The organism is Haloleucobacter albus (genome assembly GCF_052492075.1).
The window spans coordinates 1-15,644 of sequence record NZ_JBQWAS010000012.1 but is presented as its reverse complement, the minus strand read 5'-3'; the positions used below and the strand labels follow the sequence as shown (position 1 = coordinate 15,644).

16 protein-coding genes are annotated in these 15,644 nt (G+C 59.4%); 11 read left to right on the top strand and 5 right to left on the bottom strand.

Features of this window, described 5'->3' with window-relative positions:
- The first annotated feature begins 20 nt into the window (after positions 1 to 20).
- A complete protein-coding gene (gene serB, locus ACT6QH_RS01120) occupies positions 21 to 932 on the top strand; it encodes a phosphoserine phosphatase SerB (protein ID WP_444973004.1) in 912 nt (303 codons plus the stop codon).
- Between the two features lie 69 nt (positions 933 to 1,001).
- On the opposite strand, the gene ACT6QH_RS01115 is transcribed toward serB, so the two are convergent.
- The 5 genes from ACT6QH_RS01115 to ACT6QH_RS01095 form a co-directional block, all read right to left on the bottom strand.
- Entirely contained in the window at positions 1,002 to 2,522 is a 1,521-nt protein-coding gene (locus ACT6QH_RS01115) for a DegQ family serine endoprotease (protein ID WP_444972973.1), read from the bottom strand.
- 225 nt (positions 2,523 to 2,747) lie between these two features.
- A complete protein-coding gene (gene hflC, locus ACT6QH_RS01110) occupies positions 2,748 to 3,647 on the bottom strand; it encodes a protease modulator HflC (protein WP_444972972.1) in 900 nt (299 codons plus the stop codon).
- Entirely contained in the window at positions 3,644 to 4,783 is a 1,140-nt protein-coding gene (gene hflK / locus ACT6QH_RS01105) for an FtsH protease activity modulator HflK (protein ID WP_444972971.1), read from the bottom strand. The genes hflC and hflK overlap by 4 nt, the downstream gene beginning before the upstream one ends.
- Positions 4,784 to 5,056: 273 nt before the next feature.
- Positions 5,057 to 5,335, bottom strand: coding sequence for a ribbon-helix-helix domain-containing protein (locus ACT6QH_RS01100; protein ID WP_444972970.1), 279 nt, complete (start codon positions 5,333 to 5,335; stop codon positions 5,057 to 5,059).
- Positions 5,316 to 5,519: a DUF4169 family protein gene (locus tag ACT6QH_RS01095; RefSeq protein WP_444972969.1), complete on the bottom strand. Its 204-nt coding sequence runs from the start codon at positions 5,517 to 5,519 to the stop codon at positions 5,316 to 5,318. Before ACT6QH_RS01095 ends, ACT6QH_RS01100 begins: the two co-directional genes overlap by 20 nt.
- Before the next feature lie 331 nt (positions 5,520 to 5,850).
- Here ACT6QH_RS01095 and fumC point away from each other — a divergent pair, with 331 nt between their 5' ends.
- The 10 genes from fumC to ACT6QH_RS01045 all read left to right on the top strand — a co-directional run.
- Positions 5,851 to 7,239, top strand: coding sequence for a class II fumarate hydratase (gene fumC / locus ACT6QH_RS01090; RefSeq protein ID WP_444972968.1), 1,389 nt, complete (start codon positions 5,851 to 5,853; stop codon positions 7,237 to 7,239).
- 120 nt (positions 7,240 to 7,359) lie between these two features.
- The gene (locus ACT6QH_RS01085) at positions 7,360 to 7,953 is read left to right on the top strand and encodes a ParB-like protein (RefSeq protein WP_444972967.1); all 594 of its coding nucleotides are present in this window, start codon (positions 7,360 to 7,362) and stop codon (positions 7,951 to 7,953) included.
- 70 nt (positions 7,954 to 8,023) lie between these two features.
- Positions 8,024 to 8,626 (top strand): LemA family protein, encoded by a 603-nt coding sequence (locus ACT6QH_RS01080; protein ID WP_444973003.1) that lies wholly within the window; start codon positions 8,024 to 8,026, stop codon positions 8,624 to 8,626.
- A 155-nt stretch (positions 8,627 to 8,781) separates the two neighbouring features.
- Positions 8,782 to 9,618: a TPM domain-containing protein gene (locus ACT6QH_RS01075; protein WP_444972966.1), complete on the top strand. Its 837-nt coding sequence runs from the start codon at positions 8,782 to 8,784 to the stop codon at positions 9,616 to 9,618.
- A gap of 264 nt (positions 9,619 to 9,882) precedes the next feature.
- Positions 9,883 to 10,542 (top strand): TPM domain-containing protein, encoded by a 660-nt coding sequence (locus ACT6QH_RS01070; protein WP_444972965.1) that lies wholly within the window; start codon positions 9,883 to 9,885, stop codon positions 10,540 to 10,542.
- A 192-nt stretch (positions 10,543 to 10,734) separates the two neighbouring features.
- Positions 10,735 to 11,718 carry a malate dehydrogenase gene (locus tag ACT6QH_RS01065; protein ID WP_444972964.1) on the top strand — a complete coding sequence of 328 codons (984 nt, stop codon included), beginning with the start codon at positions 10,735 to 10,737 and terminating at the stop codon, positions 11,716 to 11,718.
- Between the two features lie 541 nt (positions 11,719 to 12,259).
- Positions 12,260 to 12,631: a 30S ribosomal protein S12 gene (rpsL, locus tag ACT6QH_RS01060; RefSeq protein ID WP_444972963.1), complete on the top strand. Its 372-nt coding sequence runs from the start codon at positions 12,260 to 12,262 to the stop codon at positions 12,629 to 12,631.
- A gap of 24 nt (positions 12,632 to 12,655) precedes the next feature.
- Complete coding sequence (rpsG, locus tag ACT6QH_RS01055) at positions 12,656 to 13,126, top strand: 30S ribosomal protein S7 (RefSeq protein WP_444972962.1); 471 nt, start codon at positions 12,656 to 12,658, stop codon at positions 13,124 to 13,126.
- 20 nt (positions 13,127 to 13,146) lie between these two features.
- Positions 13,147 to 15,222, top strand: coding sequence for an elongation factor G (fusA, locus tag ACT6QH_RS01050; RefSeq protein ID WP_444972961.1), 2,076 nt, complete (start codon positions 13,147 to 13,149; stop codon positions 15,220 to 15,222).
- A 63-nt stretch (positions 15,223 to 15,285) separates the two neighbouring features.
- The coding region (locus ACT6QH_RS01045) for a GTP-binding protein (protein ID WP_444972960.1) at positions 15,286 to 15,644 on the top strand (359 nt) is incomplete at its 3' end.

The window sequence follows — 15,644 nt, the reverse complement described above, 5'->3', positions numbered from 1 at the left end:
CCTTAGGTTCCGGTATCGTCATGGCCTATGTTGCAACGCTGATTTCCAATCCTTCTGCCCCTGCAATCACGAATGAGGCAATCCACAATGCGCGCGCTGTGCTGCCCCGTGCGCAAGAACCTGTGGTTCTCCACCAGGATGTGGCAGTAGATATTCATTTCAAGCCCACCCTTGGGGCTGATACGCGCGCCATTGCGGAAACTGTGCGTCAGTCTTTGAATGGTGCGCCGGTGGATGTGGTTGTCCAGCTGGAGGCCGGCCGGCGCAAGCGCCTGTTTCTGGCGGATATGGATTCAACCATGATTGGCCAGGAATGTATTGATGAGCTGGCCGACAAGGCCGGGCTGAAGGCGCATGTTTCCGCCATCACTGAACGAGCCATGCGTGGCGAGATTGATTTCGAGCCGGCCTTGCGCGAGCGCGTGGCGCTTTTGAAGGGGCTCTCGGTGAATGTCGTGGCGGATGTGCTGAAGGAGCGCATTCACCTGACCCCCGGCGGCCGCGAGCTGGTGGCTACCATGCGCGCCAACGGGGCTTATGCGGCGTTGGTTTCCGGGGGGTTCACCCTGTTTACCAAAGTGGTCGCGGAATGGATCGGTTTTGATGAAAACCGCGCCAATACCCTGCTTGTGGAAGGTGAGATTCTCTCAGGCAAGGTGGCGGACCCGATTTTGGGCCGCGACGCCAAGTTTGCCACACTGGTGGAGCTGCGCGACCAGATGCATCTGGCACCCTCTGAAACGCTGGCCGTGGGGGACGGAGCGAACGATCTGTCCATGCTGGCCGAGGCTGGGCTGGGGGTTGCCTATCATGCTAAGCCCAAGGTTGCGGAAGCGGCCCATGCCCGCATTGACCATGGCGACTTGACTGCGTTGCTCTATATGCAGGGCTACACGGCTGAAGAGTTCCGTACGCCTGAAGAGGTGCATTGAACAAAAAAGCCCCCGCAATATCGCGGGGGCTTTATGTATGGCATGCAGCCGCTCCGTTGATGCGGGCTTTTATTCCAGCGGCAGGGTGATGAATTCCTGCTCTCCCTCTCCATCCGAAACCAGAAGCAGAATGGCGCGCTTGCCCTTTTGCTGGAGCTGGGCAATGCGCTGCTCTACATCATCCGGGGTTCTGGCCGGCTCGGGCCCGGCCTGCATGATGATGAGCCCCGGTACGAGCCCCTTTTCCGCAGCGGGCGAATTCTCATCCACATGGATGATGACCACCCCCTGAATGCTGCTCTGAATATTGAAGCGCTGGCGGAGTTCTTCCGTGATGGGGGAAAGCTCAAGGCCCAGCATTTTGCGGGGGGCTGTGGTCTTTTCCTTTGAAAGGGTGGCAGGCTTGGTTTCCGCCTCCTTCTCAACGGGCATGCGGGCGACCTGCAAGGACAGGGTCTGGGGCTTGCCTTTGCGGATAATTTCGATGCGGGCTGTCTTGCCCACCATGGTATCGGCCACGGTGCGGGTCAGATCTCGGACGGTCTTGATGAGCTTTCCATCGAAGGTGAGGATGACATCTCCAGCCTGTAGACCAGCCTTCGCCGCAGGGCCCTCCTTGTCCACCACGCCAATCAGGGCCCCCTGGGTGGAGGGCAGCTCCATCGCTTCGGCGATATCATCTGTCACCGGCTGAATGCGCACGCCAATCCAGCCGCGCCGCACTTCGTGGAATTGCTCAAGCTGTGCCAGTATGGGCTTGGCCGTGGCTGAGGGCACCGCAAAGCCAATGCCGATAGATCCTCCCGAAGGGGAGATGATGGCAGTGTTGATGCCCACCACCCTGCCTTCCATATCAAACAGCGGCCCGCCGGAATTGCCGCGATTGATGGCGGCGTCGGTCTGAATGAAATTGTCATAGGGCCCGGAATTGATATCCCGGTTGCGGGCGGAGACGACGCCGACCGTCAGCGTGCCGCCTAGGCCGAACGGGTTGCCAATGGCCATGACCCAGTCGCCTACGCGCAGTTGGTCTGAATCACCGAAGCTAACTGCGGTCAGCGGCTTTTCCGGCTTGACGCGGAGCAAGGCGAGGTCGGTCTTGGTGTCACGGCCGATCAATTCTGCCTTCAGCTTGGTGCCATCGCTGAAATTGGCGTAAATTTCATCCGCATCTGCGATGACATGGTTGTTGGTCACAATCAGCCCGGCCGGGTCAATGACAAAGCCGGAGCCGAGAGACGAGACCCGCCTCGGGCCACCGTCCTTTCCATCCTCCTTCCGGTGGCGGAAGAAATCCTCGAAGAAATCTTCAAAGGGTGAGCCGGGCGGCAGTTCCGGCACTGGCACACTGCGGGATGCGGCGACATTCTGCGCCGTGGAAATGTTTACAACCGCATCCATCACCTTTTCGGCGACATCGGCCACCGTGTCTGGCCCCTTGGTCGCTGCGGCCTGTGCCGGCTGCGGCATGAGCAGATGAGTGGCGAGCGGCGTCGCGCAGGCCAGCGCGAGGGCCATTGTGGAAAGCGGCGGCATCAGCTTGCGCATGGCGCTGTTGTGGCCGGAGCGCGAGAAGCGGAGTGCGGGCATGGTTGTCCTCGGAATGTCCACGACCATGGCGGGACACAGAATTTGAGCGCCCATTCTATCAGGTGGAAGCGGGCCGTTCTGCGGCTGATAGACGAAACCGGCGTGTCAGGCAGATATGAAAACGGCGGGGCGTGTTTTCACACGCTCCGCCGTTCTGATTTATCCATATTCCAGTGAGTTTAAGGCGCGGGCCCGGTGCCTCTTCCGACACCGGGTCGTGCGACCTCAGTTCGCCGCAGCCGGTTGCTTGGCGGCTGCGCCGAGGGGGTTCTGGAAGTAGTTGAAGAAGCTGGAATCCGGGCTGATGAGCAGCCGGGTATCGTCCGGCTTCATGCTGGCTTCATATGCCTGCATGGAACGATAGAAGGAGAAGAAGTCAGGGTCCTTGCCGAAGGCTGCGGCAAAGATGCGGTTGCGTTCAGCATCGCCCTGACCACGCACCTGCTCACCCTTGGAATTGGCTTCGGCCAGGATGATGGTGGCTTCTCTTTCGGCGCGCGCCCGCAGCCGCTGGGCGGCCTCGTTACCCTGCGCGCGGATTTCGGCGGCTTCCCGCTGACGTTCCGTCTGCATGCGCTGGAACACGGCCTGGCTATTGGCTTCCGGCAGATCCGCCCGGCGAATGCGCACATCCACCACGGTAATGCCGAAGCCGGCGGCCTCGCGGTTCACCTGCTCGGCGATGCGGTGCATCAGCTCTTCACGATTGTCGCGCACAACAGCGATGAAGGTGCTTTCGCCCAGCACCCGGCGCAGGGCCGAGTTGAGAACGGTCGCCAACCGGGAATTGGCCGCCTGCACGGTGCCAACCGCCTGATAGAAGCGCAGCGGATTGGTGATGCGGTAGCGCGCGAACGCATCCACCACCAACCGCTTCTGATCGGAGGCGATCACTTCCTGAGAGGGGTTTTCCAGATCAAGAATGCGATTGTCGAGATAGACAACGCTGTCAATGAAGGGGGCCTTCCAGTGCAGGCCCGGCTGGGTCACTGGCTCCAGAGGCTCACCAAACCGCAGGACCAGCGCTTGCTGGGTCTGGCTGACGATGAAGGCCGAGGAGTAGAGCACTACAAGCCCGACCGCGACGAGAATGGCGATGACGACGCCGAGAACCTGATGCCTCACTTCTGGCCTCCCTGGGTCTGGCCTGCATTCGCCGCCGGCTTGCCGCGCAGCATGTCATTCAGGGGCAGAACGGGCAGCACGCCACCACCTTCGCCTGAACGGCTGGTGCTGCTGCTATCCACGATCACCTTGTCGAGGCGGCCGAGCACCTGCTCCATGGTTTCGAGATACATGCGCTGGCGCGTTACATCCTTGGCGTTGCGATATTCCTCGTAGATCTGGAGGAAGCGATCAGCCTGGCCACGGGCTTCCACCACGGTGCGCTCGCGATAGGCCTGGGCCGCATTCTCGATGCGGGAGGCATTGCCGCGCGCTTCAGGCAGAATGCGGTTGGCGTAGGTCTGCGCTTCGTTCTGCGAACGTTCGGCATCGGCGCGGGCGGCCTGCACATCGCGGAAGGCGTCAATGACCTGATTTGGCGGGTCGACCTTCTGCAACTGCACCTGCGTGATGCTGACGCCGGCCTTGTAGCCATTCAGCGTGTTCTGCATCAGCTCCTGCACGGCATTTTCAATATTCTGCCGGGCGCCGGTGAGAATGGGCTGAATATCCGTGCGGCCGATCACCTCGCGCATGGCGCTTTCGGCCACGGCCTTGATGGTGCCCTGAGGATTCTGCACGTTGAACAGATATTCCTCGGCATTGGAGATGACCCAGAACACCGAGAAGTCCACATCAACGATATTTTCGTCGCCAGTCAGCATCAGGCTTTCAGCCGGCACGTCACGCATGGTGGTGCCGGTGCGGCCGTCTTCAGCGATGCGCATGCCGATATCGACGCGGTTGACGCGCGTGACCTTGGGGGTCAGCACCGTCTCGATGGGATAGGGCCAGTGATAATTAAGGCCCGGCTGGGTGATGCCCACAAATTTGCCGAAGCGCAGCACCACGCCCTGTTCATCCGGTTGCACCCGATAGAAGCCGGACATCAGCCAGCCCGCAACCACCAGAACAAGAACAAGAATGACACCCTTGAAGCCGAAAGAACCCGGCATGATGGTGCGCAACTGATCCTGGCTGCGGCGGATGATGTCTTCTATGTCAGGTGGCGTTGGCCCTGAGGAAGAGGGGCCATTGCCCCATGGGCCGCGAGGCCCATTGCCCCATGGGCCACCACTCTGATTTTTCCATGACATCCGTGTTTCTCCCCGGCGGCGCCCCTGGGCTACCGCATCACACCGTGTCTAGCCCGAGCACCGCCGAGGCGGACCACGCCGTGGCACCTCGGCCAGAAAGGCAGGCGCACCACATGGATCGCGGCAGATGATGAAACCATCGCCGGTTCAAAGGCGTCGAAATCCATCCCCTGCGACGGAGCCGCATGAGAGGGATGGTTATAGGGAACCACACGCTCGCTTTCAACGCGACGTGCGGCTCCGCTTCGCAAGCAGATAGGGTGGCTTTGCGGTTTACGCAACGGGAGGGAAGTATGCGATGGCCTGTTCCGGCATCTCCGTGCTGCGGATATTTTGTGCGGCGCTGCGATAGTGATCCAGCACAAAAAGGCGAATGGCGGAAGACAGGTTGCCCTGGCTACGTGCGGCATCAATGCTGGCCACAAGGTCGGAAAGCGTCAGCCGACGGCTGGCGGCAATTTCCTTCAACGCTTCCCAGAAGGCATCTTCCAGGCTCACGCTGGTTTTGTGCCCGGCAATGACAATGGACCGTTTAACCACGGGGCTTTTCATCTTCTTCCCTCCCGCTCAATGCATGGCCTTCAACAAGGCGACGCTGGCGCTCCGCCGCATCAGCAAGGGCCTTGCGTTCGGCTTTGGTCCGCCCGAATCGAATTCGGTTTTCCTCGGCCTGCACCTTTTCAGCCTTTCGGCTGCGCGCCTTGCGTTCACGGTGCAGATTGACGACGTCCCCCAATCGCCCCTCCAGACTTTTCAACTTTGCGAACCGAGAGGCGAGGCGCCTGTATGGGCGGGCCGCCTGCATCCCCCTCATTCTCGGAATCGGTTGCAAACGCCGATTTTTCCAGAGTTTTAAGAACAGAATACCTCTGTAAGAAAGGCGAGGATATGGCGGTTTGCCCCATGCCATGCAGCCTTAGAATACCACTTTGGAATAATTTCAGCTTTTTGCCACGCAATTTTTCCGCGTGCTTTCGCATTGCCTGTCACGCACGCTCTCCCCGCCCCGTGAGAAGATGTGCTATGAGCGCGCCGCCGCGCATCACGGTAAAGAAAGGGTTTAACCAATGACCACCCGTACCGAGACCGACACGTTCGGTCCTATTGAGGTTTCTGCGGATCGTTACTGGGGCGCTCAGGCGCAACGCTCGCTGGGCAATTTCAAAATCGGCTGGGAAAAGCAGCCGCTGCCGGTGGTGCGGGCGCTGGGCATTGTGAAGCGCGCTGCCGCCGAGACCAACCGGGATCTGGGTCGTCTCGATCCCCAGCTGGCCGACGCCATCGTGCAGGCCGCGCAGGAAGTGATCGACGGCAAGCTGGATGAGCATTTTCCGCTGGTGGTCTGGCAGACGGGTTCTGGCACCCAGTCCAACATGAATGCGAATGAGGTCATCTCGAATCGCGCCATCGAGATTCTGGGTGGGGAGAAGGGCTCCAAGAAGCCGGTTCACCCCAACGACCACGTGAACATGAGCCAGTCGTCCAACGACACCTATCCCACGGCCATGCATGTGGCGTGCTCAGAAGAGGTGGTGCATCGCCTGCTGCCGGCTCTGCACAAGCTGCATGATGCGCTGGCTGCCAAATCCAAGCAGTGGGAGCATGTCATCAAGATTGGCCGCACCCATACGCAGGATGCGACCCCGCTGACTCTTGGTCAGGAATTTTCCGGCTATGCCCAGCAGGTGGCCAATGGCATCAAGCGCATTGAAATGACGCTGCCGGGCCTGATGCAGCTGGCGCAGGGCGGAACCGCTGTGGGCACCGGCCTGAACGCCCCCATCGGCTTTGCCGAGAAGGTTGCGGAAAAGGTTGCAGCCATCACGGGGCTGCCTTTCACCACGGCGCCGAACAAGTTCGAGTCGCTGGCCGCGCATGACGCCATGGTGTTCAGCCATGGGGCCATCAACACGGTTGCAGCCTCGCTGTTCAAGATTGCGAACGACATTCGCTTCCTGGGTTCTGGCCCGCGCTCCGGCCTGGGCGAACTGTCCCTGCCGGAGAATGAGCCCGGCTCCTCCATCATGCCCGGCAAGGTGAACCCCACCCAGTGTGAGGCGATGACGCAGGTCTGCGCGCAGATCTTCGGCAACCATGCCACACTGACCTTCGCGGACAGTCAGGGCCATTTCGAGCTCAACGTCTACAACCCCGTCATGGCCTACAACTTCCTTCAGTCCGTGCGGCTGATGGCGGATGCGGCTGTGAGCTTCACCGATAATTGCGTGGTGGGCATCGAGGCGCGTGAGGACAACATCAAGGCCGCGCTGGAGCGCTCCCTGATGCTGGTGACGGCTCTGGCTCCGAAGATCGGCTATGACAACGCCGCCAAGATCGCCAAGACGGCCCACAAGAATGGCACCACCCTGCGTGAGGAAGCCGTGGGCGGTGGTTATGTGACGAATGAGGAATTCGACGCTGTTGTTCTCCCGGAGAAGATGATCTCTCCGGCCTGATCTTTCCGGAGGATGAATTGAAGGCGGCGCGTCTGTGTTCACAGATGCGCCGTTTTCTTTTGCGCTGCGGGGGAAATGTTGCTCTGCTCTCCCGCGTCGCCACAGATTGCGGAGAGGCGAATGGAACAGAATGTAAGCATTGATGACCTTCACCCCACCCAGCTGACGCTTGGAATGGCCGAAGTGCGCCGCCGTGCGCAGGCCATGAACAAGCTTGCGCCGGGAGATCTGAAGGCGCTGTTGCTGAACAAGGCCATTCCGCATGTGCTTGGCCCTGAGAGGCAGATTTACATGGTGGATCACCACCATCTGTGCCGCGCTCTGCTGGAAATCGGCCGGGAGAAGGTGATTCTCGGCGCGCAACTGGCGGATCTGTCTGCACTGAACCAGCAGGAATTCTGGCTTCAGATGGAAGCGCGGAATTTTTGCTGGCCGATCGACGTGAATGGCGACCGGCGGCCTTACTCCCGAATACCGGATCATGTCCGGGATCTGACGGATAATCCCTGGCGGACTCTGGCCCGCAGTGTGCGCGGGCAGGCCTATACGAATGAGGACACACCGTTTCAGGAATTCAAATGGGGCGATTATTATCGCTCCTTCATGAGCCGGCGCTTACTGGAGTGTGATGTTGCATTGGCGACAGAAATGGCCGTGAAACTTTCACAGATTGATGAGGCGCAGGATCTGCCGGGCTATATTGCCAAGGTTTGAGATGGCGCATTTTGAACGCAAAGCCGGCCCGGAATGCCGGAATCTGAATGCAGAGGATATCATGACAGCAATGGTTTCTGGGCTTGGGCGGCTGAAAGCGCCGCTATTCCTCGTCTTTCTTTCGATTCTGCTGGCAGGCTGTGGCATCAATGCCATTCCCACTGCGGAAGAGCAGGCCAAAGCCTCCTGGAGTGAGGTGATGAACCAGTATCAGCGCCGCTCGGATCTCATCCCCAATCTGGTTGAGACGGTGAAGGGCTACGCTTCGCATGAGCGCGAAGTGCTAAATGAGGTGACGCAGGCCCGTGCTCAGGCTACGGCCGTGCGTGTGGATGCCACAACCATCACGGACCCGGCGCAATTCCGTCAGTTCCAGGAGGCGCAGGCCCGGCTTTCGGGGGCATTGGGCCGGCTTCTGGCCATTTCAGAAGCCTATCCTGACCTGAAGGCCAACCAGAACTTCCTGGCCCTGCAATCGCAGATCGAGGGGACAGAGAACCGCATTGCGGTGGCGCGGCGCGATTATATCGAGGCCGTGCGTGTTTATAACACCGAACTGAAGACCTTCCCCGGCCGTATCTGGGCGATGACGCTTTACAGCTCTTACAAGCCCATGGAGACCTTCGCCATTTCTCAGGAACAAATGAAGCTGCCTCAGGTGAAATTCAACTGAGGCAGGGTGCCAGCATGCGGGAGGCTGTGGCCCGGCTTTGTTCGGGGCGCAGCCTTCAAAGCTGAAAGACAGAGTAATGGCAGGGGCTCTCTGGGGCCTGCCAGTGGGGAGGGGCGGCGAGGACCATGGCAGGCTGCAAGAGGTATGAGCAGGATATGAGGAGACTATCCCCGGCCCATTCCCCCAACGGGTATGGGGCGCTTGTTCCTGCCCTGATCCGACAGGCCGGCATGGCCATGATGTTGCTCTGGCTTGTTCTGGCTTTGCCCGCCCTGGCTCAAACCGGGCCTTCCTACCCGGAATTGACAGGCCATGTGGTGGATGAAGCGCAGATTTTGAGCCCGGAAATACGCACCAGTCTGGAAGCGGAACTGGTGGCGCAGGAGGAAAAGACCTCGGATCAGCTCGTGGTGGCCACCGTCTCTTCGCTGGATGGGCTGCCGATCGAGGATTATGCCAACGGTCTTTTCCGGTCCTGGAAGCTGGGGCAGGAGAAGGAAAATAATGGCCTGCTGCTGCTGGTCGCCCCCAATGAACGCAAGGTGAGAATTGAAGTGGGCTACGGCCTTGAGGGCATTCTTACGGATGCCATGGCCAGCACTATCATTCGCAATGTCATCATTCCGGAGTTCAAGGACGGGGATATGTCTGAGGGGACCCGCAAGGGAGCCGAGGCCATTCTTGAACTGCTGAACCTCGACCCGGAAGAAGCGCAGGCCCGGCTACGTGCGCTTGAGCAGCAAAATGAGGGGATGACGGATGAAGACTGGACCGATCTCATCATTTTCATCGTGTTCGTTGTGTTCTGCCTTTTCGTGATCTGGCGTACCGGTGGCGGAAACGGAGGGCAGGGCGGCCGGCGCCGGCGCTCCAACGACGATGATGGGGTTTTCATCTCGACCTGGGATTGGGGTGGTTCTTCCGGCGGTGGCAGCAGCTGGGGTGGTGGTGGTGGCTCCTCTGGCGGTGGTGGTGCTTCCGGCGACTGGTAGGTGCAGCCACAACCGTTTGGGTGCGCTTCCATGGGACAGCGTTCGGGAGAACTGTACCGCAGCATTTACCTTAATGGGCGGTTAATGCGTCGCGGTTGGATTTTTCCGCAGGCCCCGTCTTGATTCTTTTCAGGATTCAGTGAGACCTAGACTCGTTGCCGGCGTTCATTTCGGCAGGGCCTCCGCTTAGCTTCGGAGAGCAGGTGCTCCATGTTCCGTGTGCTCTGGAATGATGATGGGCCTTGCGCATTGGAGATGCGAGCTATGACTTCTGTCGGGACTACCTCGCCGGATATGGGGGGAGGGGAACTCGGCTTGGCACCGGAAAATCTGAATCGCATTGCCACGGCCATTTCAGAGGCGGAGGAGAAGACCGCGGCTGAAATAAGGGTTGTGATTTCAAAAGCCCCTATTGTTCAGCACTCATTCTTTCCACTCATGTGGGCGGGGTTTGTCGCGCTTGTTCTGCCATGGGGCGCGTTGCTGTTCTGGTCCTTTTCGGCGCTGGCCATTCTGGAAGTGCAGGCCATTATCTTCATGGTGCTGGCCGGTATTCTGCTGTTGCCGCGCTTTTCAGACAAGGTTGTGCCGCGGCTGGCTCTGAAAGCCGCCGTGCGTTCCTCAGCCATTGAGAAGTTTCTGTCATACGGCATGGTTGAAACGGCCGGTCGCACCGGAGTGCTCATCTTTGTCGCCGCGCATGAACATATGGTGGAAGTTGTGGCGGATGAGGGCGTGCATAATCGCCTTGGTGCAACAGCCTGGGCGGAGATCTGTGCTCTTATTGCGCGCCAGGCGCGGCATGGCCATCTGGCGGATGGACTTGTCGCCGGCGTTGAACGCGCAGGGGATATGTTGTCGCAAGTGGTGCCTCGTCAGCCCGGTGACACAAACGAGATAGAAAATCGCGTTATCATTCTGTGATTACCCGCTCTTGAGGAGGCAGAGCGTCTCCGGGCCTGTGGGTCGGGGGAAGACAGGGCAGCGGCAAATGGGCCCCTTGCCGCCCGTGTCTTTTTCATCACCGTCCCGCTCATGGCTTTCCAAGAGCGATATGGCCGCTTAGATTGCGCGGCCGAGCCTCAGGGGCTCACTCTAGGCAAAGGGCATATTCATATGAGCAAACCCGCCGTTCGCGTCGCTGTCACGGGTGCCGCTGGTCAGATCTGTTATTCGCTTCTTTTCCGCATCGCCAATGGCGATATGTACGGGAAGGATCAGCCGGTCATTCTGCAGCTGCTGGATCTGCCGCAGGCGCAGGGTGCTGTCGGCGGCGTGGTGATGGAACTTGAGGATTGCGCGTTCCCGAATCTGGCCGATGTTGTCATCACCGATGACGCCAAGGTGGCTTTCCGGGATGTGGACGCCGCGATTCTCGTGGGGGCGCGTCCGCGCTCCAAGGGCATGGAGCGCGCTGACCTGCTCTCCGCCAATGCCGAGATCTTCAAGGTGCAGGGCCGTGCCCTGAACGAAGCCGCCAAGCGCGATGTGAAGGTTCTGGTGGTTGGCAACCCGGCCAACACCAATGCCTACATCACCGCCAAGTCCGCTCCGGATCTGCCGGCCCGCAACATCACCGCCATGCTGCGCCTCGACCATAATCGCGCTCTGTCGCAGTTCGCGAAGAAGGCCGGTGTGCTGAGCCAGGATATCGAGAAGCTGGCCGTGTGGGGCAACCACTCCCCCACCATGTATGCCGACTATCGCTTCGCCACCGTGAACGGCAAGTCTCTGCCCGAGCTCGTCGGTGACGAATCCTGGTATCGCGATACGCTGATTCCGACCGTTGGCAAGCGTGGCGCCGCCATCATCGAGGCGCGCGGCCTGTCTTCCGCAGCTTCTGCGGCCAATGCGGCTGTGGACCACATGCATGACTGGATCCATGGCACCAATGGTGGCTGGGTCTCCATGGGTGTGGCCTCTGATGGTTCCTATGGCGTTCCTGAAGGCATCGTGTTCGGCGTGCCGGCCGTCTGCGAAGGCGGTGATTACAAGGTCGTCAAGGACCTGCCGATGGATGATTTCTCCAAGACCAAGTTTGACGCGACTCTCAAGGAGCTGCTTGAGGAGCGTGATGGTGTGGCCCATCTTCTGGGCTGAGCCTGATTCTTTTTGGCTTTGTGAAGCGCGGCGTTTCAACGCCGCGCTTTTCTTTTGAAAATGAGTTAACGGAAAATAAGGCGGCTAAATCCTAATGAAGTCGCCAAAATAGCTTGGTCTAGCGCGTTTTGTTGCTCTGAAGCCGCGCCAGCGCTTGACTTGAAGCGACTCTACGGGTAGAAGCAGCCCACTTTCGCGGCAGACAGTCGATGCCGGTTCGGACGCAAAAAGTGGAAATGCCTGAAATATTCGGCTCTTCCCGCATCCGAGGCTCCGACGCTGCCAGAAACAGCACTGCGATAATTCAGGTGCATGATCGCGTTTCCGGTCCTCTTCGAGGGCTTTGTGATGTGATCCTCTGTCGCGACTGGCGTGTCCGGCCTTTTAAGGAGCGGGCGACGCCGTTTCTGACGTGGTGCGGCCAGAATCATCTGGTCGAATAGAATTCACAGGCCCTTGGGGCCAATCGTGGCGGCCCGTCCGGGTCGTCGAAATGAAGAATGCGGCTTCGGCCGCAGATCAGGACGAGGCGAAGGCGTACATGCCGACGATCAACCAGCTGATCCGTAAGCCGCGGGAGGCGCAGAAGGCGCGGGAGAAGGCGCCTGCGCTCCAGGCTAGCCCCCAGAAGCGCGGTGTCTGCACACGCGTTTACACCACGACCCCGAAGAAGCCGAACTCGGCTCTGCGTAAGGTCGCCAAGGTGCGGCTGACCAACAGCTACGAAGTGATCGGTTATATCCCGGGTGAGGGGCATAACCTTCAGGAGCACTCCGTGGTCATGATCCGCGGCGGTCGTGTGAAGGACCTTCCGGGTGTGCGTTATCACATTCTGCGCGGCGTCCTTGATACCCAGGGTGTCAAGAACCGTAAGCAGCGCCGTTCGAAGTATGGCGCCAAGCGGCCCAAGTGATCGGCTGAAGTGAGGAATTGAAAGATGTCCCGTCGCCATAAGGCCGAGCGCCGCGAGGTTATCCCGGATCCGAAGTACGGCTCCAGCACTCTTTCCCGCTTCATGAATTCCGTGATGCGTGATGGGAAGAAGTCGACTGCCGAGCGTATTGTGTATGGCGCTCTCGACGTTGTCGAAGAGAAGGCCAAGCACGATCCGGTTGAAGTGTTCATTCAGGCGCTTGAGAATGTGGCTCCGGCGGTGGAAGTTCGCTCCCGCCGCGTGGGTGGTGCCACCTATCAGGTGCCGGTGGAAGTTCGCAATGAGCGTCGTCAGACGCTGGCCATTCGCTGGCTCATTGCTTCCGCCCGTGCCCGCAACGAGAAGACCATGGTGGAGCGTCTCTCTGCCGAGCTGCTCGATGCGGCCAACAATCGCGGCGCAGCCGTGAAGAAGCGCGAGGATACGCACCGTATGGCTGAAGCCAACCGTGCCTTCTCGCATTACCGCTGGTGATCGGAACCGAGGACTGAGCCATGCCGCGCAGCCACGCGATCGAGGACTACCGTAATTTCGGCATCATGGCGCACATTGATGCTGGCAAAACCACGACCACCGAGCGGATCCTCTTCTATACGGGCAGGAACCACAAGATCGGTGAAACCCATGATGGCTCTGCCACCATGGACTGGATGAGTCAGGAGCAGGAGCGCGGCATTACCATTACGTCTGCCGCGACGACAGCTTTCTGGCGGGGCAAGCGCCTCAACATCATCGACACTCCCGGCCACGTGGACTTCACGATTGAAGTTGAGCGTTCGCTGCGTGTTCTTGATGGCGCGATCTGCGTGCTTGACGGCAATCAGGGCGTTGAGCCTCAGACCGAGACCGTGTGGCGCCAGGCCGACAAGTATGACGTGCCGCGTATCGTGTTCGTCAACAAGATGGACAAGATTGGCGCCGACTTCTTCCGTTGCGTGGACATGATCGTTGATCGTGTGGCTGGCAACCCGGTCTGCTGTCAGATTCCGATCGGTGCGGAAAGCAATTTCCGTGGTGTGGTGGACCTCATCACCATGAAGGGTCTCGTCTGGGACGAAGACGCTTCTGGTATGAAGTTCTCCGAGATCGAGATCCCGGCCGACCTTCAGGAGAAGGCTGTCGAGTATCGTAACAAGCTGATCGAAGCTGCGGTCGAGCTTGATGATGATGCGATGACGGCTTACCTGGAAGGTCAGGAGCCGAGCGAAGATGAGCTGCGGGTTCTGATCCGCAAGGCTGTGATCTCGCGCGCCTTCAACCCGGTCTTCTGCGGTTCTGCGTTCAAGAATCGTGGCGTGCAGCCGCTTCTTGATGCGGTTGTCGATTATCTGCCTTCCCCGGTGGATCGTGGTTCCATTCATGGGACTGATCCGCGCACGGAAGCGGAATCCGAGCGTAAGCCTTGCGATGAAGAGCCGCTCTCGGTTCTGGCGTTCAAGATCATGGATGACCCCTTCGTTGGGACCATCACTTTCTGTCGCGTCTATTCGGGTGTTCTGGAGGCGGGTTCGACCGTTGCCAATTCCACCCGTGAGAAGCGCGAGCGTGTTGGCCGCATGCTGCTCATGCATGCCAACAACCGTGAGGACATCAAGGAAGCCCACGCTGGCGATATCGTCGCCCTTGCTGGTCTGAAAGATGTGCGCACTGGTGATACGCTGTGCGATACGGCCAAGCCGATCATTCTCGAGAATATGGAGTTCCCTGAACCCGTTATCGAGATTGCGATTGAGCCGAAGTCCAAGGCTGACCAGGAAAAGCTCGGTATCGCTCTCTCCAAGCTGGCAGCGGAAGATCCGTCTTTCCGTGTGTCTACCGACACCGAGAGCGGTCAGACCATCCTGAAGGGGATGGGCGAGCTGCATCTCGATATTAAGGTCGACATTCTGCGGCGGACCTACAAGGTCGACGCGAATGTGGGTGCGCCTCAGGTGGCTTATCGTGAGACTCTCACGAAGAAGACCGAGGTGGATTACACCCATAAGAAGCAGACTGGCGGTACGGGTCAGTTCGCTCGCGTCAAGTTCATTGTCGAGCCGAATGAGGCTGGCAAGGGCTTTGAGTTTGAGAGCGTGATCGTTGGTGGTGCGGTTCCGAAGGAATACATCCCCGGCGTTCAGAAGGGCCTTGAAAGCGTGCTTGGTGCGGGCGTTATCGCCGGCTTCCCGGTCGTGGATCTGAAGGTTCAGCTCATCGACGGCGCTTTCCATGAAGTTGACTCGTCGGCTCTGGCCTTCGAAATCGCTTCGCGCGCCGCTCTTCGTGAAGCTCTGCAGACGGGCGCTTCCGTTCTGCTTGAGCCGGTCATGAAGGTCGAGGTCGTGACGCCTGAAGAGTACACTGGCTCGGTTATTGGCGATCTGAATTCTCGCCGTGGCCAGATTCAGGGGCAGGACATGCGCGGTAACGCGAATGTCGTGAATGCAATGGTGCCGCTGGCCAACATGTTTGGCTATGTGAACACTCTGCGTTCCTTCAGTCAGGGTCGTGCGACCTTTACCATGCAGTTCGACCACTATGAGCAGGTGCCGTCGAACGTGGCTCAGGAGATCCAGTCCAAATACGCCTGAGCGTCGGACTGAATTTCCAATTCACCCTTAGAGATCCGCCAGAGAGACCCAACGGAGTGTCCCATGGCCAAAGAGAAGTTTAACCGTTCGAAGCCGCACTGCAATATCGGCACCATTGGTCACGTTGACCATGGCAAGACGTCGCTGACGGCTGCGATCACGAAGGTTCTTGCTGAAGCTGGCGGTGCGTCCTTCACGGCCTATGATCAGATTGACAAGGCCCCTGAAGAGAAGGCTCGTGGCATCACGATTTCCACGTCTCACGTGGAATATGAGACGCAGAACCGCCACTATGCGCACGTCGACTGCCCCGGCCACGCCGACTATGTGAAGAACATGATCACCGGCGCGGCGCAGATGGATGGCGCGATTCTGGTCGTGTCCGCCGCTGACGGCCCGATGCCGCAGACCCGTGAGCACAT